Annotated in this window: 25 protein-coding genes; 15 read left to right on the top strand and 10 right to left on the bottom strand. The window is 62.2% G+C overall.

Translation table 11 applies throughout. The features are described 5' to 3' along the window. Positions 1-105: 105 nt before the first annotated feature. Positions 106-603: a DUF1801 domain-containing protein gene (locus ADIAG_RS20445; protein ID WP_051059967.1), complete on the bottom strand. Its 498-nt coding sequence runs from the start codon at positions 601-603 to the stop codon at positions 106-108. Positions 604-772: 169 nt separating this feature from the next. On the opposite strand from ADIAG_RS20445, the gene ADIAG_RS22685 reads away from it, so the two are divergent. The 4 genes from ADIAG_RS22685 to ADIAG_RS20440 all read left to right on the top strand — a co-directional run bounded on the left by ADIAG_RS22685 (position 773) and on the right by ADIAG_RS20440 (position 5075). Then, complete coding sequence (locus ADIAG_RS22685; protein ID WP_407636056.1) at positions 773-1306, top strand: PhzF family phenazine biosynthesis protein; 534 nt, start codon at positions 773-775, stop codon at positions 1304-1306. Between the two features lie 671 nt (positions 1307-1977). After that, positions 1978-2469 (top strand): hypothetical protein, encoded by a 492-nt coding sequence (locus ADIAG_RS14955; protein WP_007272252.1) that lies wholly within the window; start codon positions 1978-1980, stop codon positions 2467-2469. Between the two features lie 309 nt (positions 2470-2778). Further along, a complete protein-coding gene (locus tag ADIAG_RS14950) occupies positions 2779-3762 on the top strand; it encodes a hypothetical protein (RefSeq protein WP_235045923.1) in 984 nt (327 codons plus the stop codon). A gap of 296 nt (positions 3763-4058) precedes the next feature. Then, entirely contained in the window at positions 4059-5075 is a 1017-nt protein-coding gene (locus ADIAG_RS20440; protein ID WP_007272250.1) for a toll/interleukin-1 receptor domain-containing protein, read from the top strand. Positions 5076-5358: 283 nt separating this feature from the next. Here the strand turns inward: ADIAG_RS20440 and ADIAG_RS14940 are convergent, their stop codons facing one another. Together ADIAG_RS14940 and ADIAG_RS20435 are read right to left on the bottom strand one after the other, a co-directional pair. Further along, positions 5359-5730: a hypothetical protein gene (locus tag ADIAG_RS14940; protein ID WP_007272249.1), complete on the bottom strand. Its 372-nt coding sequence runs from the start codon at positions 5728-5730 to the stop codon at positions 5359-5361. After that, positions 5727-5978, bottom strand: coding sequence for a hypothetical protein (locus tag ADIAG_RS20435; RefSeq protein WP_007272248.1), 252 nt, complete (start codon positions 5976-5978; stop codon positions 5727-5729). The genes ADIAG_RS14940 and ADIAG_RS20435 overlap by 4 nt, the downstream gene beginning before the upstream one ends. 255 nt (positions 5979-6233) lie before the next feature. On the opposite strand from ADIAG_RS20435, the gene ADIAG_RS14930 reads away from it, so the two are divergent. The 3 genes from ADIAG_RS14930 to ADIAG_RS14920 all read left to right on the top strand — a co-directional run bounded on the left by ADIAG_RS14930 (position 6234) and on the right by ADIAG_RS14920 (position 8921). After that, positions 6234-6650: a hypothetical protein gene (locus ADIAG_RS14930; protein ID WP_152426179.1), complete on the top strand. Its 417-nt coding sequence runs from the start codon at positions 6234-6236 to the stop codon at positions 6648-6650. A 577-nt stretch (positions 6651-7227) separates the two neighbouring features. After that, complete coding sequence (locus ADIAG_RS14925) at positions 7228-7983, top strand: SOS response-associated peptidase (RefSeq protein WP_149621143.1); 756 nt, start codon at positions 7228-7230, stop codon at positions 7981-7983. Positions 7984-8351: 368 nt separating this feature from the next. Next, positions 8352-8921 carry a sugar O-acetyltransferase gene (locus tag ADIAG_RS14920; protein WP_007272245.1) on the top strand — a complete coding sequence of 190 codons (570 nt, stop codon included), beginning with the start codon at positions 8352-8354 and terminating at the stop codon, positions 8919-8921. 35 nt (positions 8922-8956) lie between these two features. Here ADIAG_RS14920 and ADIAG_RS20430 read toward each other — a convergent pair whose 3' ends face one another. The 3 genes from ADIAG_RS20430 to ADIAG_RS14910 are packed head-to-tail and all read right to left on the bottom strand — an operon-like array spanning position 8957 to position 10772. Beyond that, positions 8957-9439, bottom strand: a complete 483-nt coding sequence (locus ADIAG_RS20430) for an MFS transporter (RefSeq protein WP_007272244.1) — start codon at positions 9437-9439, stop codon at positions 8957-8959. Beyond that, complete coding sequence (locus ADIAG_RS14915; protein WP_007272243.1) at positions 9439-10206, bottom strand: MFS transporter; 768 nt, start codon at positions 10204-10206, stop codon at positions 9439-9441. Before ADIAG_RS14915 ends, ADIAG_RS20430 begins: the two co-directional genes overlap by 1 nt. Then, positions 10203-10772 carry a winged helix-turn-helix domain-containing protein gene (locus tag ADIAG_RS14910; RefSeq protein ID WP_007272242.1) on the bottom strand — a complete coding sequence of 190 codons (570 nt, stop codon included), beginning with the start codon at positions 10770-10772 and terminating at the stop codon, positions 10203-10205. The genes ADIAG_RS14915 and ADIAG_RS14910 overlap by 4 nt, the downstream gene beginning before the upstream one ends. 136 nt (positions 10773-10908) lie before the next feature. Here ADIAG_RS14910 and ADIAG_RS14905 point away from each other — a divergent pair, with 136 nt between their 5' ends. Continuing rightward, positions 10909-11322: a helix-turn-helix transcriptional regulator gene (locus ADIAG_RS14905; RefSeq protein WP_007272241.1), complete on the top strand. Its 414-nt coding sequence runs from the start codon at positions 10909-10911 to the stop codon at positions 11320-11322. 266 nt (positions 11323-11588) lie between these two features. Further along, positions 11589-11990 carry a VOC family protein gene (locus ADIAG_RS14900; RefSeq protein WP_007272240.1) on the top strand — a complete coding sequence of 134 codons (402 nt, stop codon included), beginning with the start codon at positions 11589-11591 and terminating at the stop codon, positions 11988-11990. A gap of 593 nt (positions 11991-12583) precedes the next feature. On the opposite strand, the gene ADIAG_RS14895 is transcribed toward ADIAG_RS14900, so the two are convergent. After that, positions 12584-13294: a TetR/AcrR family transcriptional regulator gene (locus ADIAG_RS14895; protein ID WP_007272239.1), complete on the bottom strand. Its 711-nt coding sequence runs from the start codon at positions 13292-13294 to the stop codon at positions 12584-12586. A 104-nt stretch (positions 13295-13398) separates the two neighbouring features. Between ADIAG_RS14895 and ADIAG_RS14890 the strand changes: the two genes are divergently transcribed. After that, positions 13399-14619, top strand: coding sequence for a glycosyltransferase (locus ADIAG_RS14890; RefSeq protein ID WP_043475229.1), 1221 nt, complete (start codon positions 13399-13401; stop codon positions 14617-14619). 289 nt (positions 14620-14908) lie between these two features. Further along, the gene (arfB, locus tag ADIAG_RS14885; RefSeq protein ID WP_007272237.1) at positions 14909-15331 is read left to right on the top strand and encodes an alternative ribosome rescue aminoacyl-tRNA hydrolase ArfB; all 423 of its coding nucleotides are present in this window, start codon (positions 14909-14911) and stop codon (positions 15329-15331) included. 72 nt (positions 15332-15403) lie between these two features. On the opposite strand, the gene ADIAG_RS14880 is transcribed toward arfB, so the two are convergent. Then, the gene (locus tag ADIAG_RS14880; RefSeq protein ID WP_007272236.1) at positions 15404-15799 is read right to left on the bottom strand and encodes a VOC family protein; all 396 of its coding nucleotides are present in this window, start codon (positions 15797-15799) and stop codon (positions 15404-15406) included. Between the two features lie 201 nt (positions 15800-16000). Here ADIAG_RS14880 and ADIAG_RS14875 point away from each other — a divergent pair, with 201 nt between their 5' ends. Continuing rightward, positions 16001-16819: a DUF1206 domain-containing protein gene (locus ADIAG_RS14875; protein WP_007272235.1), complete on the top strand. Its 819-nt coding sequence runs from the start codon at positions 16001-16003 to the stop codon at positions 16817-16819. A 79-nt stretch (positions 16820-16898) separates the two neighbouring features. Beyond that, on the top strand, positions 16899-17072 hold the full coding sequence (locus ADIAG_RS21670; RefSeq protein ID WP_161623966.1) for a hypothetical protein: 174 nt from the start codon (positions 16899-16901) through the stop codon (positions 17070-17072). A 52-nt stretch (positions 17073-17124) separates the two neighbouring features. Here ADIAG_RS21670 and ADIAG_RS14870 read toward each other — a convergent pair whose 3' ends face one another. Together ADIAG_RS14870 and ADIAG_RS14865 are read right to left on the bottom strand one after the other, a co-directional pair. Next, positions 17125-17847, bottom strand: coding sequence for an AAA family ATPase (locus ADIAG_RS14870; RefSeq protein WP_007272233.1), 723 nt, complete (start codon positions 17845-17847; stop codon positions 17125-17127). A 15-nt stretch (positions 17848-17862) separates the two neighbouring features. Further along, a complete protein-coding gene (locus ADIAG_RS14865) occupies positions 17863-18303 on the bottom strand; it encodes a VOC family protein (RefSeq protein WP_043475227.1) in 441 nt (146 codons plus the stop codon). Between the two features lie 205 nt (positions 18304-18508). On the opposite strand from ADIAG_RS14865, the gene ADIAG_RS14860 reads away from it, so the two are divergent. Further along, positions 18509-18820 (top strand): hypothetical protein, encoded by a 312-nt coding sequence (locus tag ADIAG_RS14860; protein ID WP_007272231.1) that lies wholly within the window; start codon positions 18509-18511, stop codon positions 18818-18820. 151 nt (positions 18821-18971) lie between these two features. After that, entirely contained in the window at positions 18972-20336 is a 1365-nt protein-coding gene (locus ADIAG_RS14855) for a dihydrolipoyl dehydrogenase family protein (protein WP_007272230.1), read from the top strand. Positions 20337-20533: the final 197 nt, after the last annotated feature.

Here is a 20533-nt window from a genome sequence, read left to right as displayed (position 1 = left end):
GCCTGCTCCGTGGAGGGTGGGCGGGCGACCACCACTGCTTTTGGTGCCGTTCGGCCCACAAGCCATGGATCAGCGGTGAACATTTTCTTGGCAACCACCCCGCCTTCAACGTCTCCTGGCTCCGCCAACACCCGTCACCGAGGTGACTTGTTTCATCCACTCCACGATTCCGGGTTCGTCGATGTCGTCAATGGATTCAAGCTCCACGCCTCGCGTCGCCTTGCCCATCCCCACCGGCGTCACCGGCGGTACGGGTTTCAGTGCGGTGCCGTTGATGAACATGAGCTTGACGTGGCGGGCAAAGCCTCCGCAGCTGAAACACCACCCGTCGCCCACTCCGTAGTAGGCCATGCCCCATTTCTCCGAACGCTGCAGGCGGGGCAGGGTCATGGCTGCCAGGGCATCGACCGCCTCGGCGATACCGCGCTGTGGCTGTGGAAGGCTCGCGAGGTAGGCGAAGACAGGTTTGTCGCCGACCGCCGTTTTGGCGGGGCTTGCCCTGCCGGTCATCGCTTCCGGCAGCGTGGTGGTGGCCTCGGCCGGCGCTGCAAGGTCTGTGGCAGGTTTCCGGGCTTCCGACTTACCGTTTTCCCGACTGTTCATGAAGGGAATTATCCCCTGCGCCTCGAAAAAATGCACCGGCCGTGCTCCATCATTATCGATCCGCCACGGCGAGGGATGGGGCGGCTTGGTGTAGCGGTGGGCGATTCGATTCTTGCTTTCGGTGCTGTTGTCGATTGTTGAAGATTGAAAGGGAGTGCCGATTCCGGCGATGGTGATGCGGCCTAGCGTGGGGGTGCATGGATTTCTCCTTCGTTGCAGTCACCTGCACCAGGCCGAGACTTGCTTTGCCAACCAAGAGGGGGCATTTCGGTATAACCAGATAGATGTGTTCACGTCCGAATTGACGCTGGGCAATCCCGTGGCCGTGGTTCACGGAGCCGACGGCTTGAGCGAAGACCGGATGGCGGCGTTTGTCCGTTGGACAAACCTGAGCGAAACAACGTATCCGCTTGAACCCACAACCACGGCCGCCGACTGTCGGGTCAGGTCCTTCACTGCGGTCAATGAACTGCCCTTCGCCGGCCATCCGGCGCTTGGATCGGCACATGCCGGGTGGATTGCGGCGGCGCTCCCCAGCAGAAGGGGCAGATCGTACGAGAATGCGGGGCCGGAATGGTTCGCGTACGCCCAGACGGTGGCCGCTTGCCTTTTGTCGAACCGCCACTGGTGCGGAGCGATGCGCTGGATGAATCGTACATCACCCTATTGGAGAAGGCACTCAACCTGGAATCCGAAGCCGTGATCGAAGGACGCCGGACAGACAACGGACCGGGATAGATGGCCCTGCTGCCTTCCGATGCCGGGAGGACGCTCGCCGCCGTCTCGCCCAACGCTGCCGTCGGCGGCTTCGCCAAGGTCGGGCCTATTGGTTCAAACCGTGCGGGGGCGACGCCGGATTCGAAGTTCGGGCGCTCACATCCATGAACTCGCTCGGGGAAAACCCGGTCACGGGAGCCTCAACGTGGCGATCGCCCAGTTGCTGATACCTGCGGGAAAGCCCCATGTGCCTATACCAAGGTCCAGGGGACAAAGATGCGGTGCCGTGGCCATATCAATGTTGAACAGATTGGCGAGGGCATCTGGGTCGGAGAAGACACCGTTTCCGGAATCACCGGCAGCGTGTCCTGGTGACAGCCGAACAGGGAGGGCGGGCCGGCTGTGGATTGGCCGGGTCCCGGACCGAAACCTCGAATCCAGCTGCAAGGTCCAGCTAGTCCGTTTGGTTTGTGTTCGGGGCGTCGGTGTCCCGCAAGAGGAACGTTCTGCGGGACACCCAGCAACAGTTCATGGGTGTGAAAGTGAAACCGGCATTTTCATCCACGTAGTCGGGGAATTTCTCCGCCGAGGCCATACGCCGTTGCGAGATTTCCGGAAAGTGGGGAATCAATTGCAGACTGCTGCTAGCCTTTCACGATGCGGATACTGCTCACACTCCTCGGAATGGTTGCGATCATCGTCTATTCCCTTCTCGGGGCAACACTGATGAACGACTGGGCAGTGATCGCCGCGAGCGAGATGCCGCTTGAAACGACGATTGCTGACATGGATGCTGCGGGTCAGACCTACACCACCATTCCGGGCTTCGTCTTCGCTGTGATGGGTATATTGCTCGCACTTGCTTGGGGCGTGACGACGCTTTTCTGCCGATCCGCACTTCCGAACTGGGCAGCCGTGTCACTATGGGCCGGAATCGTCACCCTGGGTGCGCCGGCATATTTCTTCACGTCGTTCGCCAACCTGAACTCAGTAGGCGATACCTATTTCGATTGGAACGCCGAGGCGGCATTTGCGTTGGAGATACCCCTGTACATGCTCAGCGGACTCGCGTTCCTTGTTGTCGTTGCAATGATGGTGACGGCGGTGAACAAGGCAACGGCGCGGAAGAAAACGTCGCCGGTCACGTAGCAGGACAACAATAAATGCTTGTAGTCTCCTGACCGCCGGGCACACGAGCGGAGAAGCGAAGTCCGCCTGACGGTGGGATATGCGCTTGATCGCGGTGACCTAGCGTGGAAACAGACTTCCCGCGACCGTGAGTGTTGAATGAGTGTGCAAAACAACCTGAATCGCCATTGCCGTAAATGCCCCAGATAAGGAACGGCGATACGGAACGTACTTTGGGGGATGACTCCGGGGGCGCTGGTGGAGAATGGGTGCATGTCAGAAAGATTCAAGTGGGTGCCTGACCTCGCACGGGGCGAGTGGCTTCGTCCCATGGAAACCGAAACGTTTGGCAGCATCCTGTCGATTGTGCCCCGCGGGTATGAGATGTACGCGCGAGTGTTCCATCCGGTCGAGCGCGACCGACCGCGCGACACAAAGACGTGGCAGGGCATTGACGAGGCGACATTTTTTACCGGTGTCCGGGACATTGCGGAGTCGCTCGAAACCGAGCGCACCACCTGGGCGGAGGCTGCGACATCGTTCGGCACGATCATGCACGCCGAGGCGCAGTATGCACGGCTGGTACGGCGTGACTACGGCAATGCCGACGGTGCGATCTCCGCAGACGGTTGGCGCTACGGCAGCACGTCCGAGGGCAATCTTGATGGCGTCTCGCTTGCGGCGGCTTCCGAAGTTCTGGCCCGTCACACCGCGACTCCGAATGCCGGCATCGCCGCGGTCTGGGACGGGTGGGGCGGTCTGGTGAGTTCGGTAGGAGTAGAGCACTTCGCGTTCGACTCGAGCGACGGAATGCCCGCACGTTACACCGACGATGCTGCCGCGGGCAATGCCGACCTATCGCTTCGCAAACGGATTGCCCTGGTCGTTCAGCGGAGAATTGCGGGGGCACGCTTAAAGATCGAGGCTTTTCCGGGGCTTGCCCGCAATAATGCCGAACCTGGCTCAGGGTTGCTCCCTCGCGAAGTCGCAGCCGGACCACGGTTCGACCTGCACGGTGGCACCGGCCGGAACTACATTCTGTTCGAGGCGGCGGTCAATGATTTCGCGGCTACTACCTGGCCTGGCCGCGCGCCCTGGGTCGACAACGCCATGTGGGCGCAGTCGCCCAGCATCCTGTGGCCCGATGACCACGCGTGGGTGCTCGCCACCGAGATCGACTTCGACTCGACGCTTGTTGCGGGAACCGCGGCACTCATCCGCGAGCTCATGCATACGCCAGGTCTCGAAGTGCTCCCGATTCGAACCGGCGCCGATCTGACTTGTGATGGCGACGTGCTCAATCGCCCCGAATGACGGCGGAGCGAGGGGCCGTTGCCGTCGTTAGAAGACGGTTGTACAAAATTCCATAGCCGTCTGCACGGCACTTCTGCGCCCGCAGGGGAACTTCCTACGGGCAGTAGGAGGTCGATTCATAGAGAATAACGCTGGTTTGGGTTCCTAGGTATTCGAAGCCTGCGCGGAGTGCCGTGCGAATTGAAGCGGTGTTGTCCGTACGGGCGCGCCACTGCGGGAACGCGGGCTACACCTCGTTCAATAGCAATCCGTACTAGCTTGAGAACGACTCTGCTCCACTCAGGCAGACTGGGTACATGGAAACTCCCTTATTCGTCGACCAATCAGAGCCGCCAGTGGTCTTCATCTCCTACTCATGGGCCAGCGAGCAACATAAGACATGGGTCATCAACTTAGCTCGACGCTTGCGCGCAAACGGTGTCGACGTTCGCTTGGACCGCTGGGATGTCCGTCTTGGCCACGACCTGAATTTGTTTATGGAGCGCTACGCTGACCCTTCGGCCCGTGTCATAGTCGTGCTCTCTGACGACTACGGACCAAAGGCCGATCAACGTGGCCAGCAACCCTCTGGTGTTGCCACTGAAACGACTATCGTGTCAGCAACCGTCTACCGTGACTTGGGTAGTAACCGAGTCGTCCCGCTGGTCCCGGACTCCGGCACGGTGGAGGGGGAACCCATCGTGCCCACCTATCTCGTGGGCAGAAATTGGATCGATTTCCGCGGCGACAACGAAACCGCATACGAACACCTACTGCGTGACCTGCACGAAGCGCCCCTCGAGGCCGCCCCGCCGCTGGGGAAGAACCCTTTCAAAGGAAGAACCGAGGCGCAAGCCACTACTGCAATTCGCAACGACCCGGCCCGCTGGCATACTGGCAGCTCCAGAGGGTTGGTCGAGGTGAATCTGAACCAGAACTCAGGCCTGTTTACCCTCGGCAACGACGAGGCGAGCTTTACGTTGAAACTCCAGTATCCGTCCGGCGGAACCACCGGGCCCGACGGACCAAAACTGGTCCGCCACTATAGCGACCAGATAGGCGACATCGGCTTGGTTGCTGCGGTCAACGACCACCCCGGGCGCTTCGCCGACCTTGCCACACTTCCGATGTCCAATCGCGTTGAAGAGACCAAACCCGGCGACGCGTTGGTCATGTTGAACCGAAAAGGCTACTGGTCATTACTCTTGCTCGACGACGTCGTTTTTCGCTCCGGCCCCAACGGCTATGAAGCGATCGCACTAATGCGCTACGCAATTGCAACTGACCGCACTGCTTCACTCACCCTCGGTAGTTTGCCCCCGACGGGAGAATAGGCACAAAGGTCCAACCTGTGTGCGCGCCCCGCAAACGACCGTTTTTGGTTGCAAAATCCTCGATGGCTAAAGTTTGTCATTTTCCGAAGACGACTGCACTGAGTGTCCAAAGTCCTCTGCACTGCGATTTCGCGTCCGCAAGCGGAACCCTCACCGGGACGATTATTTCCGGCCATACGCATCGGTATTGCTGCTGCAAGATCCGTTTGAGCGTGCGGCCTAACCTAGGGGTTCCCTACCGTGTGAATGATGAAGGGCGCGAGTCCTGCCGCTGCCGCGCTGGCTATCGTTTTTGCTGGTGCCAGACATCGAGGCCATCCGGAAGAATATCAAGCATGATCCACTGTTGGTTGAGGTTCATGTCATGGCCAGGGGGAGGGGAAGACAGTTCGGCTTGCAGCCTGGCTTGAAGCTCCGCGACTGTCTCGGGCCATGGAAAGAAACTGTGTTCGTCCGTGTATCTCCCCATCCTGGCGAGTCCCAACTCGCACAATGTTAGACATGTCGAAGAAGCCAGCTCGACGGCCTTTGCTTCGTCGAGGGACAGACCTTGGGCTTCGTTGTGGATTCCCATGATGTGAGCAAAAAGGACCCAGTCGTCCTCACCGTTTTCGAGGACTTCGAGTTCGATGTCGTTTAGACGCCGGGTCATCATGCTTCCACCTTTCCACATTCAACCATGGCCCCTCGACGTCGAGCGTAGGCGTCAGCGAGTAGCCGTTTGAACTGCGCCCCGCGGCAGAGATGATCCTCCACATTCAACAACCGGCCTAGGCGGGCGAGAGCCGCAGATTCGTCAGGCGCCTCATCAATGATCTGGAAGACCTCGTCCCGACGGTCCAAGGCATCTCGGATGGCGTTTAGGAGGATCAGCTCCTCGCGGGTCTGCTCGTCGTTGTTCATGCCCTGAGTCTTCCAGATTTCAGGGCACACAACGGCCGCCTGCGCTCCACCTGAACCGTCCCATGTAGGGAAGAGCCAGCAGGATATTGGCCCAGGGCATGGCTTTCAAACGTTGCCATATTTCTTGGGCCGTCTATTCGACGACCCTGCCCCAGAATGCGCGGGCGTCCGGACGTCCCCGGATTGCGGTGGCTGGGTCACCTCCCGCATTGAAAATGAACATTGGGCACGAATCTAGCAACATGAATGCCGAGCATGGATAGTAAGGGAATGATTCCAGTGATTAAGAAGCTGTTTCCCGTGGTTCTGTACGAATCCTGGAGCGAGGATCCAGAAGACGAAGAGTACCTCTGCGAGAGAATTTTTTCGAAGGACCCGTTTGGTGCGAAGGGAACGACATGGGGCACTGTTTACGACTTGACCGTCAGAGAGACAACTCTCGGAGTCTTCTCTGAAGATATAGGGAACATCTTCTACGTCAGGGCTTGTTCCCCTGATTTCGTGGATTCCGATGATCGTTTCAAGGGTAAGTGGCGGGTGGAGACGGATAGCTTCAATGATGCAGAAATCAGGAGGAAGATCGTTGACTACGTCGAGGGCGTGCGGGGCGTTTTCCTACTCAAGGCCCCCGTTGAAGCCCTTGCATCAACCCTGTGGAGCGAGGAACTTTAGGCACCAAACGCTGGGACTCGCCAGGCCGAGTGTTCCAGAAGAGAACTAGGTAGAGCACCTCTTTTTTGCTACCGAATCAATGGCGTCGTCCCATTAGGGGTCTGTCCGGATTGACAATTTGAACCGTCCCGATAGGGGGTCCTCTAACGGAACGCACCTCGCGTTGACCTGAAGCTTCATGAAAATCGAGATTCACAGGAAAGTACCACGTCCCGTAAGACCCGTCCGGTGAAACGTCCGGTGCGCGGGCCCTATATGGAACAAGTTCTGAAGACGTCCGGTCGTGATCGGTTCACGTTCCGGTGGTCCGCGTTTAGCTAGGTCTTGCTAACGGTGCAGGCGTCGTGAAATCGGTCCACTTGTGGTGAGACGTGACAGGCGGATTCCATATTTTCCGCAGGATGCCATTGCTGGGAGCCGGCAAACCGAACAATCTCCCATATCCGGAAGGAAGCGCGGCGACGTTTCGGGGAAACCGCGTAAACGATACGGTGTCTATGGGATGCAGTGGGTCCGCAGCGCCCAGGGTCCGGAGCTGTCTCGATTAAACGAAATGCAACAAGAAGGGGTGATGGGGATGTGCGGAAGATATGTAATGGCCAAAGCAATCGGCGACCTGGTGGCCGAAGCCGAAGCGGAAGCCGACGCGAACCTTGAATTGCGGCAATCCTGGAATGTAGCGCCCACCACCGATGTGCCGATCGTGCTGGAACGGATCATCGACGACGCGGTGCACCGGCAGGTGCACGTGGCCAAATGGGGGCTAGTTCCGGTATGGGCTAAGGACTCGGCCGTGGGCGTGCGCGCCTTCAACGCCCGCAGCGAGACCGTGACCGAGAAGCCAACTTTCAGATCTGCGGTGAAGGCGCGACGTTGCGCAGTCCCCGCGGAAGGCTATTACGAGTGGTTGGCCGGGGACACCCCGAAGGCCAAGAAACGCCCGTTCTATGTACATCCGGCCGACGAGTCGTTGATCTTCTTTGCCGGCCTCTACGAATGGTGGAAGGACCCGTCCAAGGGAGACGGAGACCCGGAACAGTGGTTGCTCTCCACCACGATCCTTACCTGTCCGTCGCCGGCAGCCGATGCCAAACCCCCGGTCCTGCGACAGCTGCATGGGTTGCACGATCGGTTGCCGATCCCGCTGTCGAAGGATGCGATGGCCGAGTGGCTGGATCCGAAAGACAAGAACGCGGTGGACCTGGTGGAGATGGTGCGTGCAGATGCTGCCGAGGTGGCCTCCGACTGGGAGCTGCGCGAGGTCGACGCGGCAGTGGGCAACGTGCGCAACGACGGGCCCGAGCTTATCGAGGCGCACTCGGGATTGTTCTAGCCGTCGGAACCAAGGGACGTCGGGTGCTCTTGAGCTTTAACTCCAATCAACAAGTCAAGACCCAGTCCGCCGCGTTCACCAGGTGACGAAGGAGCTGAACGACGCGGACCGGGGGACCGCCACCAGGGAACTCCGAAATCCGCTGGGATCCAAGGGGCAGGAACACCACCCAGGTCGAGCCAAGGGCAGTCGCTCACCGTTCCGTGAGCCACGGGACAAGGGCAAAGCCCCTCAAGGTCCTGATGACGCGGGGGGTGGCCGGCGCTGCGAGGCGTTGCCCGGTCGCCGAAGATGCAGCAATGGGGGATTGAAAGCTAGGGTGTGAACCAGCTGCCCAAGAACAACTCTTGGCCCGATGAAAGGACACCATGGAACTCGTTGAACTCCTGGAGGAACTGAATGCCGGGCGGAGAATACCCGGGAACTCGCCGTTGCATCAGACCATGCACCGGTACAGCCAAGAGGCGCTGCGCCTCACCGGCGAACTTAACGGGGGCTACCACGAACCCGAGCGGGTGCGCGAGTTGTTGGCGCAACTGATTGGCAAGCCGGTGGACGACTCCGTGACGCTGTTTCCGCCGTTCAACACCGACTTCGGGAAGAACATCACCCTGGGGAAACGGATCTTCATCAATGCCGGATGCAAAATCCAGGACCAAGGTGGCGTGAGTATCGGGGATGACTGCCTCATCGGGCACAATGCCGTGATCGCATCACTGAACCACGATGTTGATCCAGCCCGTCGTGCCGACATGATTCCCGCGCCCGTGACCATCGGGCGCAATGTCTGGATCGGGGCAAACGTCACCATCCTCCCCGGGGTGAGCATCGGGGACGATGCGGTGCTGGCGGCGGCCTGCGTCGTCACGAAGGATGTGCCAGCCGGAGCCATTGTCGTCGGGTCCCCGGCACGGGTGGTTCGCTCGGTCAGCGACTAACCTGCCCTTCGGGGATCCGACCTCTGCAGCTAGTTTCACTGGGTAAGGTCCGGGGCGGGTGCCGGTGTCTCTTGGTGCAGCTCCCGTTCACCGCGCAGCATCGACAGGGCGCATGCGGAGATCACCACCGCGGCCCCGAGCATCAGCCAGCGGTAGTCCATCATCCCCACCAACAGCGCACCGGCGGCGATCGAGACCAGCTGCGGAACGTTGAGGACCAGATTGGTGGCCGCCGCGGCCCGTCCCTGTAACCGGGCCGGGGTCAGACGCTGCCGGGTGGTCACAAGGGAAACGAAGATCCACGGGACACCCACCCCGGCGAGGAAGAGCGAGGGCAGGACCAAGGCCAGCAGAAGTTCCGGGCTGACGAGGACCGGGAGCAGACTGGCGGCGGGGGCAAACGAGGCCAAGGCGATCATCGCCAGGCCCAGACCGACGGCACGGCCGGGCCCCACCCTGCGCATCAGCATCGCCGCAGTCAGCCCGCCTAGGATGCTCCCGGCACCTTGCAGGCTCATCAAGACCCCAAAGAATCCCGGTCCCTTCCCAATCCCTTCTCGATCAATTCGAAGAGCGCCGAGTTGAACAGGCCGATGACACCCAGTGCTATCGCCGTGACGACCACCATGCGCCACAACAGCGGAATGGTGCCCAGATGGCGGAAACCAGCGGAGTTCTCCTGGAGGACCCCTCCACGTTCTGATGCCGGTTCCGGGGCTGACTCCTGTGCGGAGACCGTCAGCAGCAACGCCGCGGTGAGCAGCAGCGCTGCGGCAACCCCTACGGCGAGCGCGCCTCCGCCCCATAACGTGTAGAGGGCCGCGCCGAGCAGGGGAGTGAAGATGCGCAGGCCCTGGTCGATGGTGGAGAGCAGGCCGTTGGCACTGTCCAGGTGCTCGTCCGTGAGCATGTCGCGCAGGATCCCGGATTGCGCCGCCCCGTTGAGGATTCCCAGGAGCCCGTAGCAGAAGGCAACGGCATAGATGAGCCACAGGTCACCGGGCTCGGTGACCAACAGCAGGAGCAGCGCGCATCCGGCCGCCGCAGTGTTTGCCAGGATCAGCAGTCGGCGCCGAGGGTGCCTGTCGGCGAGCGCGCCGGTCAGTGGGGACAGGACGATGGGCAGCCCCAGCACCAGGAAGACCATCCCTGCCGCGCCGGAGGAGCCCGAGATGTCCTTGACCCATATGGAGAGCGTGAGGAACAGGGCGCTGTCGGCGAGGTTGTCGATGGTCCAGGCTCCGGTGAACCTGCGAAACACGGGGATGGAGAGCAGGGCCTTCATGGTTTGGTGTCTTTGTGCATGAGGTCGTGGGCCAGGGTTGTGGCCATGAAAACGCGTACGGGTGCGGATGCTTCGGGACGCTGTGCGGGATCGGTGATACGCCCGATGTAGGGGGCGATGAGCTGCTGGAAGTTCGCTGCGAAGCCATCAACTTCCTCTGGGGTGAGGAAGAGGGTTGATCCCGAGTCGTACAGGTGTCCCTTCCAGGCCTCGGGGACCGGAAGGTGCCGTCCGGCACGCATGCGTTCGAATTCCCAGTTTTGGAACACGTCGCCAAGGGCCACGGCTGCCAGTTCGGCGTCGGGGTCCGCTTGGTCCCTGTTGAAGTTCTGGGTGATGCCGGTGATTTGCCAGGGTTTGTTGCGTCCGGTGGCGCCGGGCGCGCGCTCAATGTAACCATGCTCGGCCAACGTGCGCAGGTGAAAAGAGCAATTGGAGGGGCTTTCGTCGACGTATTCGCTGGCCCGGGCGGCGGTGATGGGGCCGTGGACCCCGACGACTCCGAGTAGCTGGATGCGCAGGGGGTGAGCCAGTGCTCGCATGGCCTTGGCGTCGGTGATGTCCATGCGCCACACGCTCCTATCGAAAGAACTCTTTCGCAAGGGTTCTTTCGATAGGGTTTGCCCGGGTACAGCTGGGCCGTGGGCGCGAGGCCCTGTCCGCCGCCTCGCGGGGGTATGGGGCACTGATAGCCTCAACTCCATGAAGCAAGCCGATCTGGAAACGCTCACCGCGCTGCGTCGGGCCAAGGACATGATCGACCGCGACTACGCGAAGCCCCTTGATGTTCCCACCATGGCTGCCAAGGCACTGATGTCCGCGGCCCACTTCTCCCGGCAGTTCAAGGCAGCCTACGGGCAGAGCCCCTACGCCTACCTGATGACCCGGCGCATCGAGCGTTCCATGGCGTTGCTGCGCGCCGGAACGAGCGTGACAGATGCCTGCATGGAGGTGGGCTGTACCTCGCTGGGGTCGTTCAGCACCAGCTTCACCCAGATCACCGGGGAAAGTCCCAGCGGGTACCGGAACCGGGAGCACGCGGCGGTGGAGGCCATGCCGGCCTGCATTGCCAAGTCCGTGACCCGGCCCAAGAGCACTGGAACTCCTCGGTACTAGAATCCCGGGCACCCAGGTGTCAGGGTGGCCCACTTTTTCTGGGATAACCGGATGGAACGCAGCACTTCCCTCGGTGGTGAAACTTGCGTCTCTCAAGCCGTGGCCCGTGGCTCGAGAGACGCGTGATGATACGGGCGGGGTCGGTTCGGTCGTCGCAGGGAAAACGACCATTCACATGTATGGCCGTACTTTGACCTCCGGTGGGCGCCAGACATTGAGCAGGATCCGAGAAGCGCCCCTCGGGAACAGCGTCTTATTCTTAGGCCATGGATATTTCTTTGCAGTACTCACATATCACCGTCAACGACGTTGATGCAGCCATTTCCTTCTACCGCGACGGGCTGGGCCTGAAGGTCGAAAACGACGTCTCCTCGGGCGAGCACCGCTGGGTCACCCTCGGCTCGGACATCCAGCCGGGACTGGGCATCGTGCTCTCGGACCCGCACGCCGGACGCTCGGAAGCCGACGGCGACGCCATGCAGGAGCTGCTCACCAAGGGCGTGCTGCCCATGACGGTGTTCAGCACCAATGACCTCGAGGGGCTCTTCGAGCAGGTCAGAGCCACCGGGGCCGAGGTGCTTCAGGAGCCCATCGAACAGCCGTGGGGTCCGAAGGACTGTGCGTTCCGGGATCCGTCGGGCAACATGGTCCGGCTCTCCCAGCGCTAAAACCTGGTCAAGGCCGACCCAAGCCGGTGTTCTTGCACCTCCGTACGGCGGAGATTACTGGTCCACCGGTGTGGGGCAGGGTTCTACCGGATCGGTGGGAACGGCCCTGGGGGGTCGGGCTCCACGGGCGGGCGGGGCACCGGTCCCGGGTCCGGAGGTGGTTCGGACGGAGGACCGGGTGGCACGGGGGGAACCCGCCCGGGTTCGGCCGGTCGGACCGGGGGTTCTGGGGGCTGTGGGATCGTCATGGTCTCGCACCTTCTGCCGGTAGTGGATACAAGCCCAGTGTATGGTGTGCCCGAAGGTGGCGAAAGCCCCCTAAAGTCTCTGGCTGGAGTGCCTGTTTTGGTATTAGGTACGCACCTCTGCATGGCGGATTCTCTAGGGTTGCCGGGCTTCAGGAGTTGCCGTGCCAAGGGGAGCGGGCCCCTGAGCGGTGGCTCTCGCGCCCCTGGGGCTGGAGCGGCGTGATGCCCCGCGCCATTTCTCCATGAAGAGCCGTGGGGGAGTGTCCCTTGGCTGCATCGACGAGGTGTGGCTCCGGTTCATGGACTCGCTACGGCCCCGGGCCGAGTCCGGGGGCGGCATGCCCCTCAGTCGAAACCGACGGACACCGGAAGACCGGCGCCCGCCAAATAGTTCTCGATGACGCCCATAAATGTTTCGTCCGGGCTCTGCTGTTCAAGGTGTCCGGCGAGCGCACCGGCCAGATGCGGGTATTTCCCTGACTGGAACGCGGCGGATAAGTGCTGCAGTCGTTCTTTGTTCCCGTGATCGATTGCACCGGGTCCGGCGGACTGGGCCAGCTCGTTTTGGACAAAGGCCGAGGAAATCGCGGTCAACATGGCCACTGTCTGGAGCTTGGCCGGACCGGGCATGTCCACCGTCACCAGTGCGGCAAGAGCGCGCTCGAGGTATGCGAGCGAGTTTGGCCCCAGGGAGGGCCGAGTCAGCAGCAAAGGGGCCAGCCAGGGGTGGCGGTGCATGATGGCACGGCCCTGCCGCGCCAGATTTAGTAGTTGGGCTCGTGGCGGTTCGGCGGAAGGCCCGAGGTCGTATTCGCCGCCAACGGTGTCGACCATGAGCTCAACGAGCTCGTCGTGGGAGTTCAAATGCCGGTACAAGGAGGCCGCTCCGGCTCCGATGTCGGCGGCCACACGCCGGATGGAGACCGCCGCCATGCCGTCCTTGTCGGCGATCTCTATCGCCGCCGCAACGATCGCTGCGCGCGAGTGTTTCGGTTTTGGTCCGACGCCGGAACGCTCCGGCCGCCGCCAGACATCGAGGGGGTCATGTGAGGCCATGGCTGATCCGTCTTCCGTTCGATCACGTGCATTAGGTCCAGTCATCATGTCACTATAAACTTGATTGCGAACAGTGATCGCAATCAATCGGAATGAGAACCACCATGCGAGTACTCATGATCACGCCCGGTACCAAGGGAGACGTCGCCCCGATGGCGGGACTCGGCGGCAGACTCCAGGCCTTGGGTTTTGAGGTGGCCATCGCGGCCAATGCCGCCTACGCTCCGTTGATCACCGCTGCCGGGTGCGAGCACCGCGAACTTCCCGGGGACATGAGCCATCTGGTGAGCCCCGCCGCACCCGGGAAGAAGGCCACGGCCGCGGATCTTCGCTGGTACATGAGTGAACTCGGGGACTACATGGACCTGGCCGCAAGTGGCACCCTGGCCGCGGCCGAGCATGGTGCCGACGTGATTCTGGCCAATGCGGTGGCTCCCTATGCCTACGACGTCGCCGAGGCCTTGGGCATCCCCGCCCTCGGCGCCCATCTGCAACCCACGGAAGCCAGCGCCGCCTACCCGCCCATGGTCCTGGGCACCGCTCGCAGCCTGGGACCGGTGGGCAACAAATTGCTCGGTTCGTTGATCACCGCAGGGAAGGCGCCCTACGACGCTCCCAGCGCCCGACTGCGCCGGACCCTTGGGCTGGGCAAGAAGTCCAGGGCCGTCGCCGAACGGCAACGCAGGAAAGCAAACAGTCCCGTTCTGCACGGGATCAGCCCGGCCGTTTTGCCACGTCCGACGGACTGGCGCTCAGGTCTGTCCTTGACCGGCTATTGGTGGCCGGACACCGAGCCGGACTGGCAACCGCCCGCCGAGCTGGTCGAATTCCTTGCGGACGGGCCTCCTCCGGTCTTCATCGGATTCGGAAGCAGCGCCGCCTTGGACATGGATTTCATGCTGGACACCGTACGCCGAGCAGGTATGCGTGCGGTGCTGCAGGGGGTTGAAGAGTTCTCCGCGCCGGACGCTCTGGGCATCGGAACCGTTCCCCACCACTGGCTGTTCCCGCAGATGGCCGCCGTCATCCACCATGCAGGGGCGGGTACGACCGCGGCTGGTCTGCGCGCCGGGGTGCCGACGGTCAGCGTACCGATCTATACGGACCAGCCGTTCTGGGCCGCACGAATCGTCTCACTCGGTGCGGGCCCGCAGTCGGTCCCGTACAAGGAACTCACCACCGAGCGGTTGGCCGCAGCCATCACGCAAGCCACCACGACTCCGGAGTATGGGGCAAATGCCCGCCGGTTGGCGGCGGTGCTGGCAACCGAAGATGGAACCGCGCACGTTGCGGCAGCACTGCGTTCCGCCGGCAAACGAACATAGCGCGCTGCCCGTACACCGCGGCAAGCTTCCAGAGTAAGAGCAGCAGCACGGGCCTCGACCAACTCGAGTCCCGCGGTGTGGTCCCTTGGGGAACAGAGCGTGCCGGAGCGGGGGCCGGTGGCAGTGTTCGTGTCCTTCAGCCGGACACGACCGACCGGACCAAGGACCCAGATCGCTACCTGCTGGGTTTGCGTGGGAACGCCGGCCAAGCTGGGTCGCACTCGATTTCCGACCTCGGGGACCAGCTCAGTCGGAGCGGGGTGCCACCGCGTCATGCGATGCTTGAAGCATGGATTTGGAGATTTCACCGGCGCTGACGATTCCGGCAGCCGAGCTTGACTGGAGGTTTTCGCGTTCCTCCGGGCCGGGAGGACAGCACGTGAACACCTCGGATAGCCGCGTTGAGCTTTCCTGGTCAGTCGCAGATTCGCGCGTGCTGAGTGAGGAGCAACGCCAGCGGCTGCTCGAACGCCTGGAATCGAAGCTCATTGCCGGGATCCTGACTGTCACCGCCTCCGAGCAGCGCTCCCAGTTGCGCAACCGGGAGACTGCCCTGCAGAAGCTTTCTACTGCCGTGAGCGCCGCGCTTGCGCCCGATGGGCCGCGCCGCCGGGCAACGAAGCCGACCAAAGGCTCGCAGCGGCGGCGTCTTGCCGCCAAATCCCACCGCTCCGCCACCAAACAGCAGCGTCAGCGGCCCTCGGCCGAATAGGGCGACGGAGTCCGCGGTGCGGACATCGAATGGCCTGTTCTCCGTGTCCGTTCTTTGCCGAGGTCGGGACTCCTACTCTTGGCATTGGAAACGCAATTCATGCCCGTCCGGATCCTTGACATGCGGCAGCACCCATCCGGCAGCTCCCGGGTGGACGCCGGGGTGAGGTTCGCCCAGTGCTGTCAGCCTTTCCGCCAGGGCCTCGAGCGCCTGTCTGTTGGTGGCACCAAAAACAAAATAATCGAAGCCTGCTGCGGCCGCCGCCCGGTCCGGGTCGAGCCATAAGCCCAGATCCGGTCCTCCTCGCGGGTGCCTCAGCAGCAGCCCGATCACCTTCACCCCGTCGCTAAATTCCATGGCCTGCTCAAAGCCGAGCCTGCTCTGGTACCAAACCCGGCTGCGTTCGAGGTCTGTGACCGGGAGCTTGACGTGGTGGATTCCCGCGAGCTCGGGGATCTGTGTGCTCATCGCTGTCACCTTTCGTGTTTGGCAGTTCCACGGTAAGTCCGTGAAGCGGCAAAATACAGGGGAAAGGGGACGAGCCTTGCTCATCCTGGGTTTCGGGGCGCGCCGGGCTCCGCTAGGTGGTTTTTGTTCCGTGGTGGCAGGATGTGGTTACCACCGTGAAACTCGTTGGATGGGCTCGCACTGGGGAAGGGAACCTAGAACATGAAGGACCTTGAAGACGTCGCAAACGCGGCCGAGGACGCTTCGAACTCACGCGCATTCGTGATAGCTGCCAGGGCGGGCTTTGCCGTCAGTGGTCTGCTGCACCTACTGATCGGGGTCATCGCCGTCCGGCTGGCCCTGGGTGACTCCCAGGATGCCGACCAGGGAGGGGCGATGGCGCAGCTGGCCGCCCAGCCGGCAGGAGTCGTGCTGCTGTGGGCAGGAGCAGTTGCCTGTCTGGCCTTGGGACTGTGGCAACTAAGCGAAGTGATCTTCGGGTACCGGCGGGTGGCGGTACGCAGACGGCTGGGCAAGAAGCTGGCCGCGGCTGGGCAAGGAATCGTGTTCTTTGTGTTGGCCATCGGCTTCGCTTCCTTTGGCCTGGGAAACCGCAAGGAGAGCAGCGAATCAACCAGCGACGCCACGGCCCAGGTGATGTCCATGCCTTTCGGCCCGATGCTCTTGCTGCTGGTGGGGGCCGGAATTGCCATCACCGGTGTCGTCTTCGTCATTAGGGGTCTGCTGAAGTCTTTCACCAAGCAGATTGTCCTGCCCGCCTCGAAGGCCTTGCGCCGGGGGACCCTGATTCTGGGTGTGCTTGGCTACATGGCCAAGGGTGTCGCCTTGTTCCTGGTCGGGCTCCTGGTCATCGTCGCCACGCTGCAGTCCGACCCGGAGGAATCCACCGGGCTGGATGGCGCACTGAAGTCCCTGCGCGAGCAGCCGTTTGGCGATTATGCACTGATCTTCACTGGTGTTGGGTTGGGCTGCTACGGGTTGTTTCTGATCGTCAAGTCGCGCGTGGCGAAGATGGATTGAAGCGTGGTCGGCGGATCCGGCGCGCTCAAGGTCAAAGGGAAGCTGGCCAGTATCCGGTGGAGGGGCTAGCGTAGGAAATATGAGCGATGAGACAGGCAACATGACCGATAATGAAGAACTAGAGAACAACCTGACACCCAGTACTGATGCACGGAAGGTCAGCGAAAAGCAGCTGTCCAAGTGGAAGGGTGAAGGTGGGGCATTGCCCGCGGACTTCGACCCGGATCTTGCTGATTCGCAGCAGGAAGAGTAACCCCTCGGGGATTTTTGCGGTGCGGCGGGGCCCGGTGCCCCGCCGCACCGCGTTAAAGATGCCGCAGGTAGCGTTCGGGCATGTTCATGAAGGAACGCCAGTTGGTGACCAGATCTAAATCGTCCCAGTTGCTGTGTCGCAGCCCCCACGGGCCGACCTCGTAGATGTCCGCGCCGGGCAGGGACGCCAGCAGCGGCGAGTGCGTGGACATGATGACCTGGGAATCGCCCTGGGCCATGAGATCCTTCAAGATGCCCACCAACGCCAGACAGCCGGAAAACGAGAGTGCTGACTCCGGCTCGTCCAATACCCACAGCCCGCCCTCGCGGAACCTGTCCACGATGAGTTCGAGGAACGATTCGCCGTGGCTCATGGTGTGGAATTCGGGATCCTTGCGCCGCATGGAGGGATTGTCTTCCAGATACGTATAAAGGCCGTGCATGGTTTCGGCGCGCAAGAAGTAGCCGCGGCGGCTGGCACCGATATTGCGCAGCAGCTGCAGGTGGTTTTCCAGACCCGATTCGGTGGCCCTGGTGCTGTGCTGGGCACCTGTGGAGCCGCCCTCCGGGGACAGCCCGTAGCCCAGAGCGATGGCTTCGATGAGTGTTGATTTTCCCGAACCGTTTTCGTCTACGAAGACCGTGGCGGCGCCGAAGTCCAAGCCCTGATCCAGAAGCTGGAGTACCGGTGGAAGAGTTTGTGGCCACTGACCGCGCGGAGCCGGGGAGAGTGCGTGTTCGCCGATGCTGCGGATCGGCAGACTGGAGAGCTTCATAGGTGGCACCGCGAATCAAACACCGGTGACGGTCCCATCGTCATCGATGACGAAGCCCGGGTTGTGCACAAAATCCCAGCGGAACCCGTCGGGGTCCGCCACGCAGGCGCTGGTGCCTCCCCAGTCCCGGAGCATCGGCGCGCTGACTTTTGTCGCACCGGCAGCAAGCGCCCTCGCATAGAGGTCTTCGACCTCCTCGACGCTGGTGGTGTTGTGGCCCAGTGACACGGGCGGGGCCAGGGGGCCGTGCCCGACGTCGCCGTATTCGCCGGGCATCGATTCAATGTTCCACAATGCGAGCATCAGCCCGTACCCGGCCTGGATGAACAGGATCTCGCCGGGGATGAAATTGATTTCGCGGAATCCCAGGCCAGCGACGTAGAAGTCGCGTGAACGCTGGAGATCGCGCACCCCCAGGGTGAGTGCGGTGATTGCCGGAGGCGTGTTGAGGGTCATGGCTCCAAGCTTAGGCCCATGTGAAAGCACGTCAACGGCGCCCCGCAACAACAAACTGTCGTATGTACGTTCTAGTCTCATCTTGCATAGAACAAAGTTTCTAATAAAATGGTTGAGTGCACGCATGTAGCCCGCAACCGCTTTTCACTCCATGGGGTGTGCGAAGCGTTGGGTCTGCTGGTGCGACGGGAAGGGTGGCGAGCGAATGGGGATCTTTACCCAATCGATCGAAGTTGACTGCACGCCGGCGGGCGTGCCGATCCGCATGCGCTGGCAGGGTCGCGAATACAGGCTTGCGGCAGAGCCGGTGCGCTGGTTCGAACGACGAAAGTGGTGGATCGAGGAGCTGCGTGCCGAACGCGGCCGCGGCCCGGGGCTTGTCGACTATGAGGTCTGGCAACTGCAGGTCAAGCTTGCTGGAGTGGGGCCGCTGCGCACCTTCGAAGTCTCACGCCAGGCCGATACCGGGCGTTGGCGCATTATTCGCATGCCCGAGGCCTACCAGGAAAGCGCCTGAGGGGGGCTGTGTGGGTACTGGGCCGCTCGCAAGGCTTTGAGTCCACACCTCGGAAGAGGGCGCGACTCTGGTCGTTGGCCGCGCCAGATGCAAAGCTGGGAGCGGGTGCCTGGATGGCGGCCACGAGGGACGCGAACAGGGGAGTGCTCCGATGGAAGAAATATTCGATGCCGCGATCATCGGCATGGGCCCGGGCGGCGAGGTCGTTGCAGACCGCCTGCTGACGGCCGGCAAAAAGGTTGTTGTCTTCGAATCCGAACTCATTGGCGGAGAGTGCGCCTACTGGGCCTGCATCCCCTCCAAGACCATCCTGCGCGGACCCGAGGTGAATATCGAGGTTTCCAAGGTCGCCGGGGCCTCGGCAACCCCTCTGGACTGGGAGAAGGCCCGGGAATATCGCGACTACATGGCCCGGCATCTCGATGACACCGCCCAGGAGCAGGGGTACCTCGAGCGAGGGGCAACGGTGGTGCGCGGAACGGCAAAAATTACCGGGCCCGGCCATGTGACCGCCAACGGGAATGAATACCTCGCCCACCACATCATCATTGCCAGCGGAACCGAGCCGGCAACCCCCGACTTCCCAGGAGTCCGGGACATTACCGCCTGGGGCAACCGCGAGGTCTACACCCTAACCGCGCTGCCCGCCTCCGTCGCCATCGTGGGCGGAAGCGCAGTGGCCCTGGAAACGGCCGTCTTCCTCGCCGGCTTCGGGGTGGAGGTCACGGTGCTGAACCGAAGCGCCAGGCTACTGGGTCGCGAGGAACCCGAAGTTGCCGAACTGGCCCACAGTCACCTACTTGGACTCGGGATCGCCGTGCATTTGAATAGCTCCGTGGCCAGCGGGCGGCGCGGGGAGGATGGAAGTAGCATCCTGACGCTGCGCGGGGAGACGGAAATTGCGGTCGATGCTGTCATATTCTCCACCGGACGGACCCCGCGCGCGGGTGCTTTGGGCGTGGCCAAGGCCGGAGCAACCCTCGATGGGAGCGGCAACGTACGGGTGGATGAGCACTGCTGGGCCGCCGAGGGGCTCTGGGCTGTCGGTGACGTCACCGGGATCATGCCCTTCACCCATGTGGCCAAATATCAAGCACGCATCGTGGCCGACTGCATCCTGGGCAAAGAGCGCAGTGCCAGCTACGACGGGATCCCACGGGTGGTGTTCGCCAGCCCGGAAATCGCAGCCGTGGGACTCACCCTAGAAACTGCCGGGCAACACGGGATCGATGCCGCAGCAATCCGCGTGAACCTGCCGGCGGCAATCGCCCGGCCCTGGACCTATGAGCGCGACCCGCAAGGGGACCTAGGCATCCTAGTCGACAGGCGCCGCCGGGTACTGATCGGCGCCTGGGCCGTGGCCCCGCAGGCCAGCGAATGGATACATGTCGCCTCGTTGGCCATTAGGGGGCAGATTTCGTTGGAGGTACTGCGCGATATGGCCCCGCAATTCCCCAGCTATTCCGAGGCCTACCTCGTGGCCCTCGACAAGCTCTGGTCTACCGAGGGAATCTAGGCAAGCCCCCGAGTGGGCCTTCTCACTGACGACTTCCCGATGCAGGTCAGCGGCGGGAACCCCGATTTCGAAGGCCATGGAACCCCGGGCGCGCACCTCTTTAAGGTTTGATTAGAACAGGTGTTCGAATATGATGGGCTTGTTCCCCCGACCCGTGGAGCCGGCTGAATCACGCCTCACGGAACAGCAACCAAGGC

Source organism: Paeniglutamicibacter gangotriensis Lz1y (assembly GCF_000348945.1).
Lineage (GTDB): Bacteria > Actinomycetota > Actinomycetes > Actinomycetales > Micrococcaceae > Paeniglutamicibacter > Paeniglutamicibacter gangotriensis.
The sequence above is the reverse complement of the archived record's forward strand: the minus strand, read 5'-3'. Positions and strand labels throughout refer to the sequence as shown.

Bases quoted from the DNA above. Each gene is read 5' to 3' on its own strand.
- ADIAG_RS20445 (WP_051059967.1), bottom strand. From the start codon at position 603: ATGAACAGTCGGGAAAACGGTAAGTCGGAAGCCCGGAAACCTGCCACA.
- ADIAG_RS22685 (WP_407636056.1), top strand. From the start codon at position 773: ATGGTGATGCGGCCTAGCGTGGGGGTGCATGGATTTCTCCTTCGTTGC.
- ADIAG_RS14955 (WP_007272252.1), top strand. From the start codon at position 1,978: ATGCGGATACTGCTCACACTCCTCGGAATGGTTGCGATCATCGTCTAT.
- ADIAG_RS14950 (WP_235045923.1), top strand. From the start codon at position 2,779: ATGGAAACCGAAACGTTTGGCAGCATCCTGTCGATTGTGCCCCGCGGG.
- ADIAG_RS20440 (WP_007272250.1), top strand. From the start codon at position 4,059: ATGGAAACTCCCTTATTCGTCGACCAATCAGAGCCGCCAGTGGTCTTC.
- ADIAG_RS14940 (WP_007272249.1), bottom strand. From the start codon at position 5,730: ATGATGACCCGGCGTCTAAACGACATCGAACTCGAAGTCCTCGAAAAC.
- ADIAG_RS20435 (WP_007272248.1), bottom strand. From the start codon at position 5,978: ATGAACAACGACGAGCAGACCCGCGAGGAGCTGATCCTCCTAAACGCC.
- ADIAG_RS14930 (WP_152426179.1), top strand. From the start codon at position 6,234: ATGGATAGTAAGGGAATGATTCCAGTGATTAAGAAGCTGTTTCCCGTG.
- ADIAG_RS14925 (WP_149621143.1), top strand. From the start codon at position 7,228: ATGTGCGGAAGATATGTAATGGCCAAAGCAATCGGCGACCTGGTGGCC.
- ADIAG_RS14920 (WP_007272245.1), top strand. From the start codon at position 8,352: ATGGAACTCGTTGAACTCCTGGAGGAACTGAATGCCGGGCGGAGAATA.
- ADIAG_RS20430 (WP_007272244.1), bottom strand. From the start codon at position 9,439: ATGAGCCTGCAAGGTGCCGGGAGCATCCTAGGCGGGCTGACTGCGGCG.
- ADIAG_RS14915 (WP_007272243.1), bottom strand. From the start codon at position 10,206: ATGAAGGCCCTGCTCTCCATCCCCGTGTTTCGCAGGTTCACCGGAGCC.
- ADIAG_RS14910 (WP_007272242.1), bottom strand. From the start codon at position 10,772: ATGGACATCACCGACGCCAAGGCCATGCGAGCACTGGCTCACCCCCTG.
- ADIAG_RS14905 (WP_007272241.1), top strand. From the start codon at position 10,909: ATGAAGCAAGCCGATCTGGAAACGCTCACCGCGCTGCGTCGGGCCAAG.
- ADIAG_RS14900 (WP_007272240.1), top strand. From the start codon at position 11,589: ATGGATATTTCTTTGCAGTACTCACATATCACCGTCAACGACGTTGAT.
- ADIAG_RS14895 (WP_007272239.1), bottom strand. From the start codon at position 13,294: ATGGCCTCACATGACCCCCTCGATGTCTGGCGGCGGCCGGAGCGTTCC.
- ADIAG_RS14890 (WP_043475229.1), top strand. From the start codon at position 13,399: ATGCGAGTACTCATGATCACGCCCGGTACCAAGGGAGACGTCGCCCCG.
- arfB (WP_007272237.1), top strand. From the start codon at position 14,909: ATGGATTTGGAGATTTCACCGGCGCTGACGATTCCGGCAGCCGAGCTT.
- ADIAG_RS14880 (WP_007272236.1), bottom strand. From the start codon at position 15,799: ATGAGCACACAGATCCCCGAGCTCGCGGGAATCCACCACGTCAAGCTC.
- ADIAG_RS14875 (WP_007272235.1), top strand. From the start codon at position 16,001: ATGAAGGACCTTGAAGACGTCGCAAACGCGGCCGAGGACGCTTCGAAC.
- ADIAG_RS21670 (WP_161623966.1), top strand. From the start codon at position 16,899: ATGAGCGATGAGACAGGCAACATGACCGATAATGAAGAACTAGAGAAC.
- ADIAG_RS14870 (WP_007272233.1), bottom strand. From the start codon at position 17,847: ATGAAGCTCTCCAGTCTGCCGATCCGCAGCATCGGCGAACACGCACTC.
- ADIAG_RS14865 (WP_043475227.1), bottom strand. From the start codon at position 18,303: ATGACCCTCAACACGCCTCCGGCAATCACCGCACTCACCCTGGGGGTG.
- ADIAG_RS14860 (WP_007272231.1), top strand. From the start codon at position 18,509: ATGGGGATCTTTACCCAATCGATCGAAGTTGACTGCACGCCGGCGGGC.
- ADIAG_RS14855 (WP_007272230.1), top strand. From the start codon at position 18,972: ATGGAAGAAATATTCGATGCCGCGATCATCGGCATGGGCCCGGGCGGC.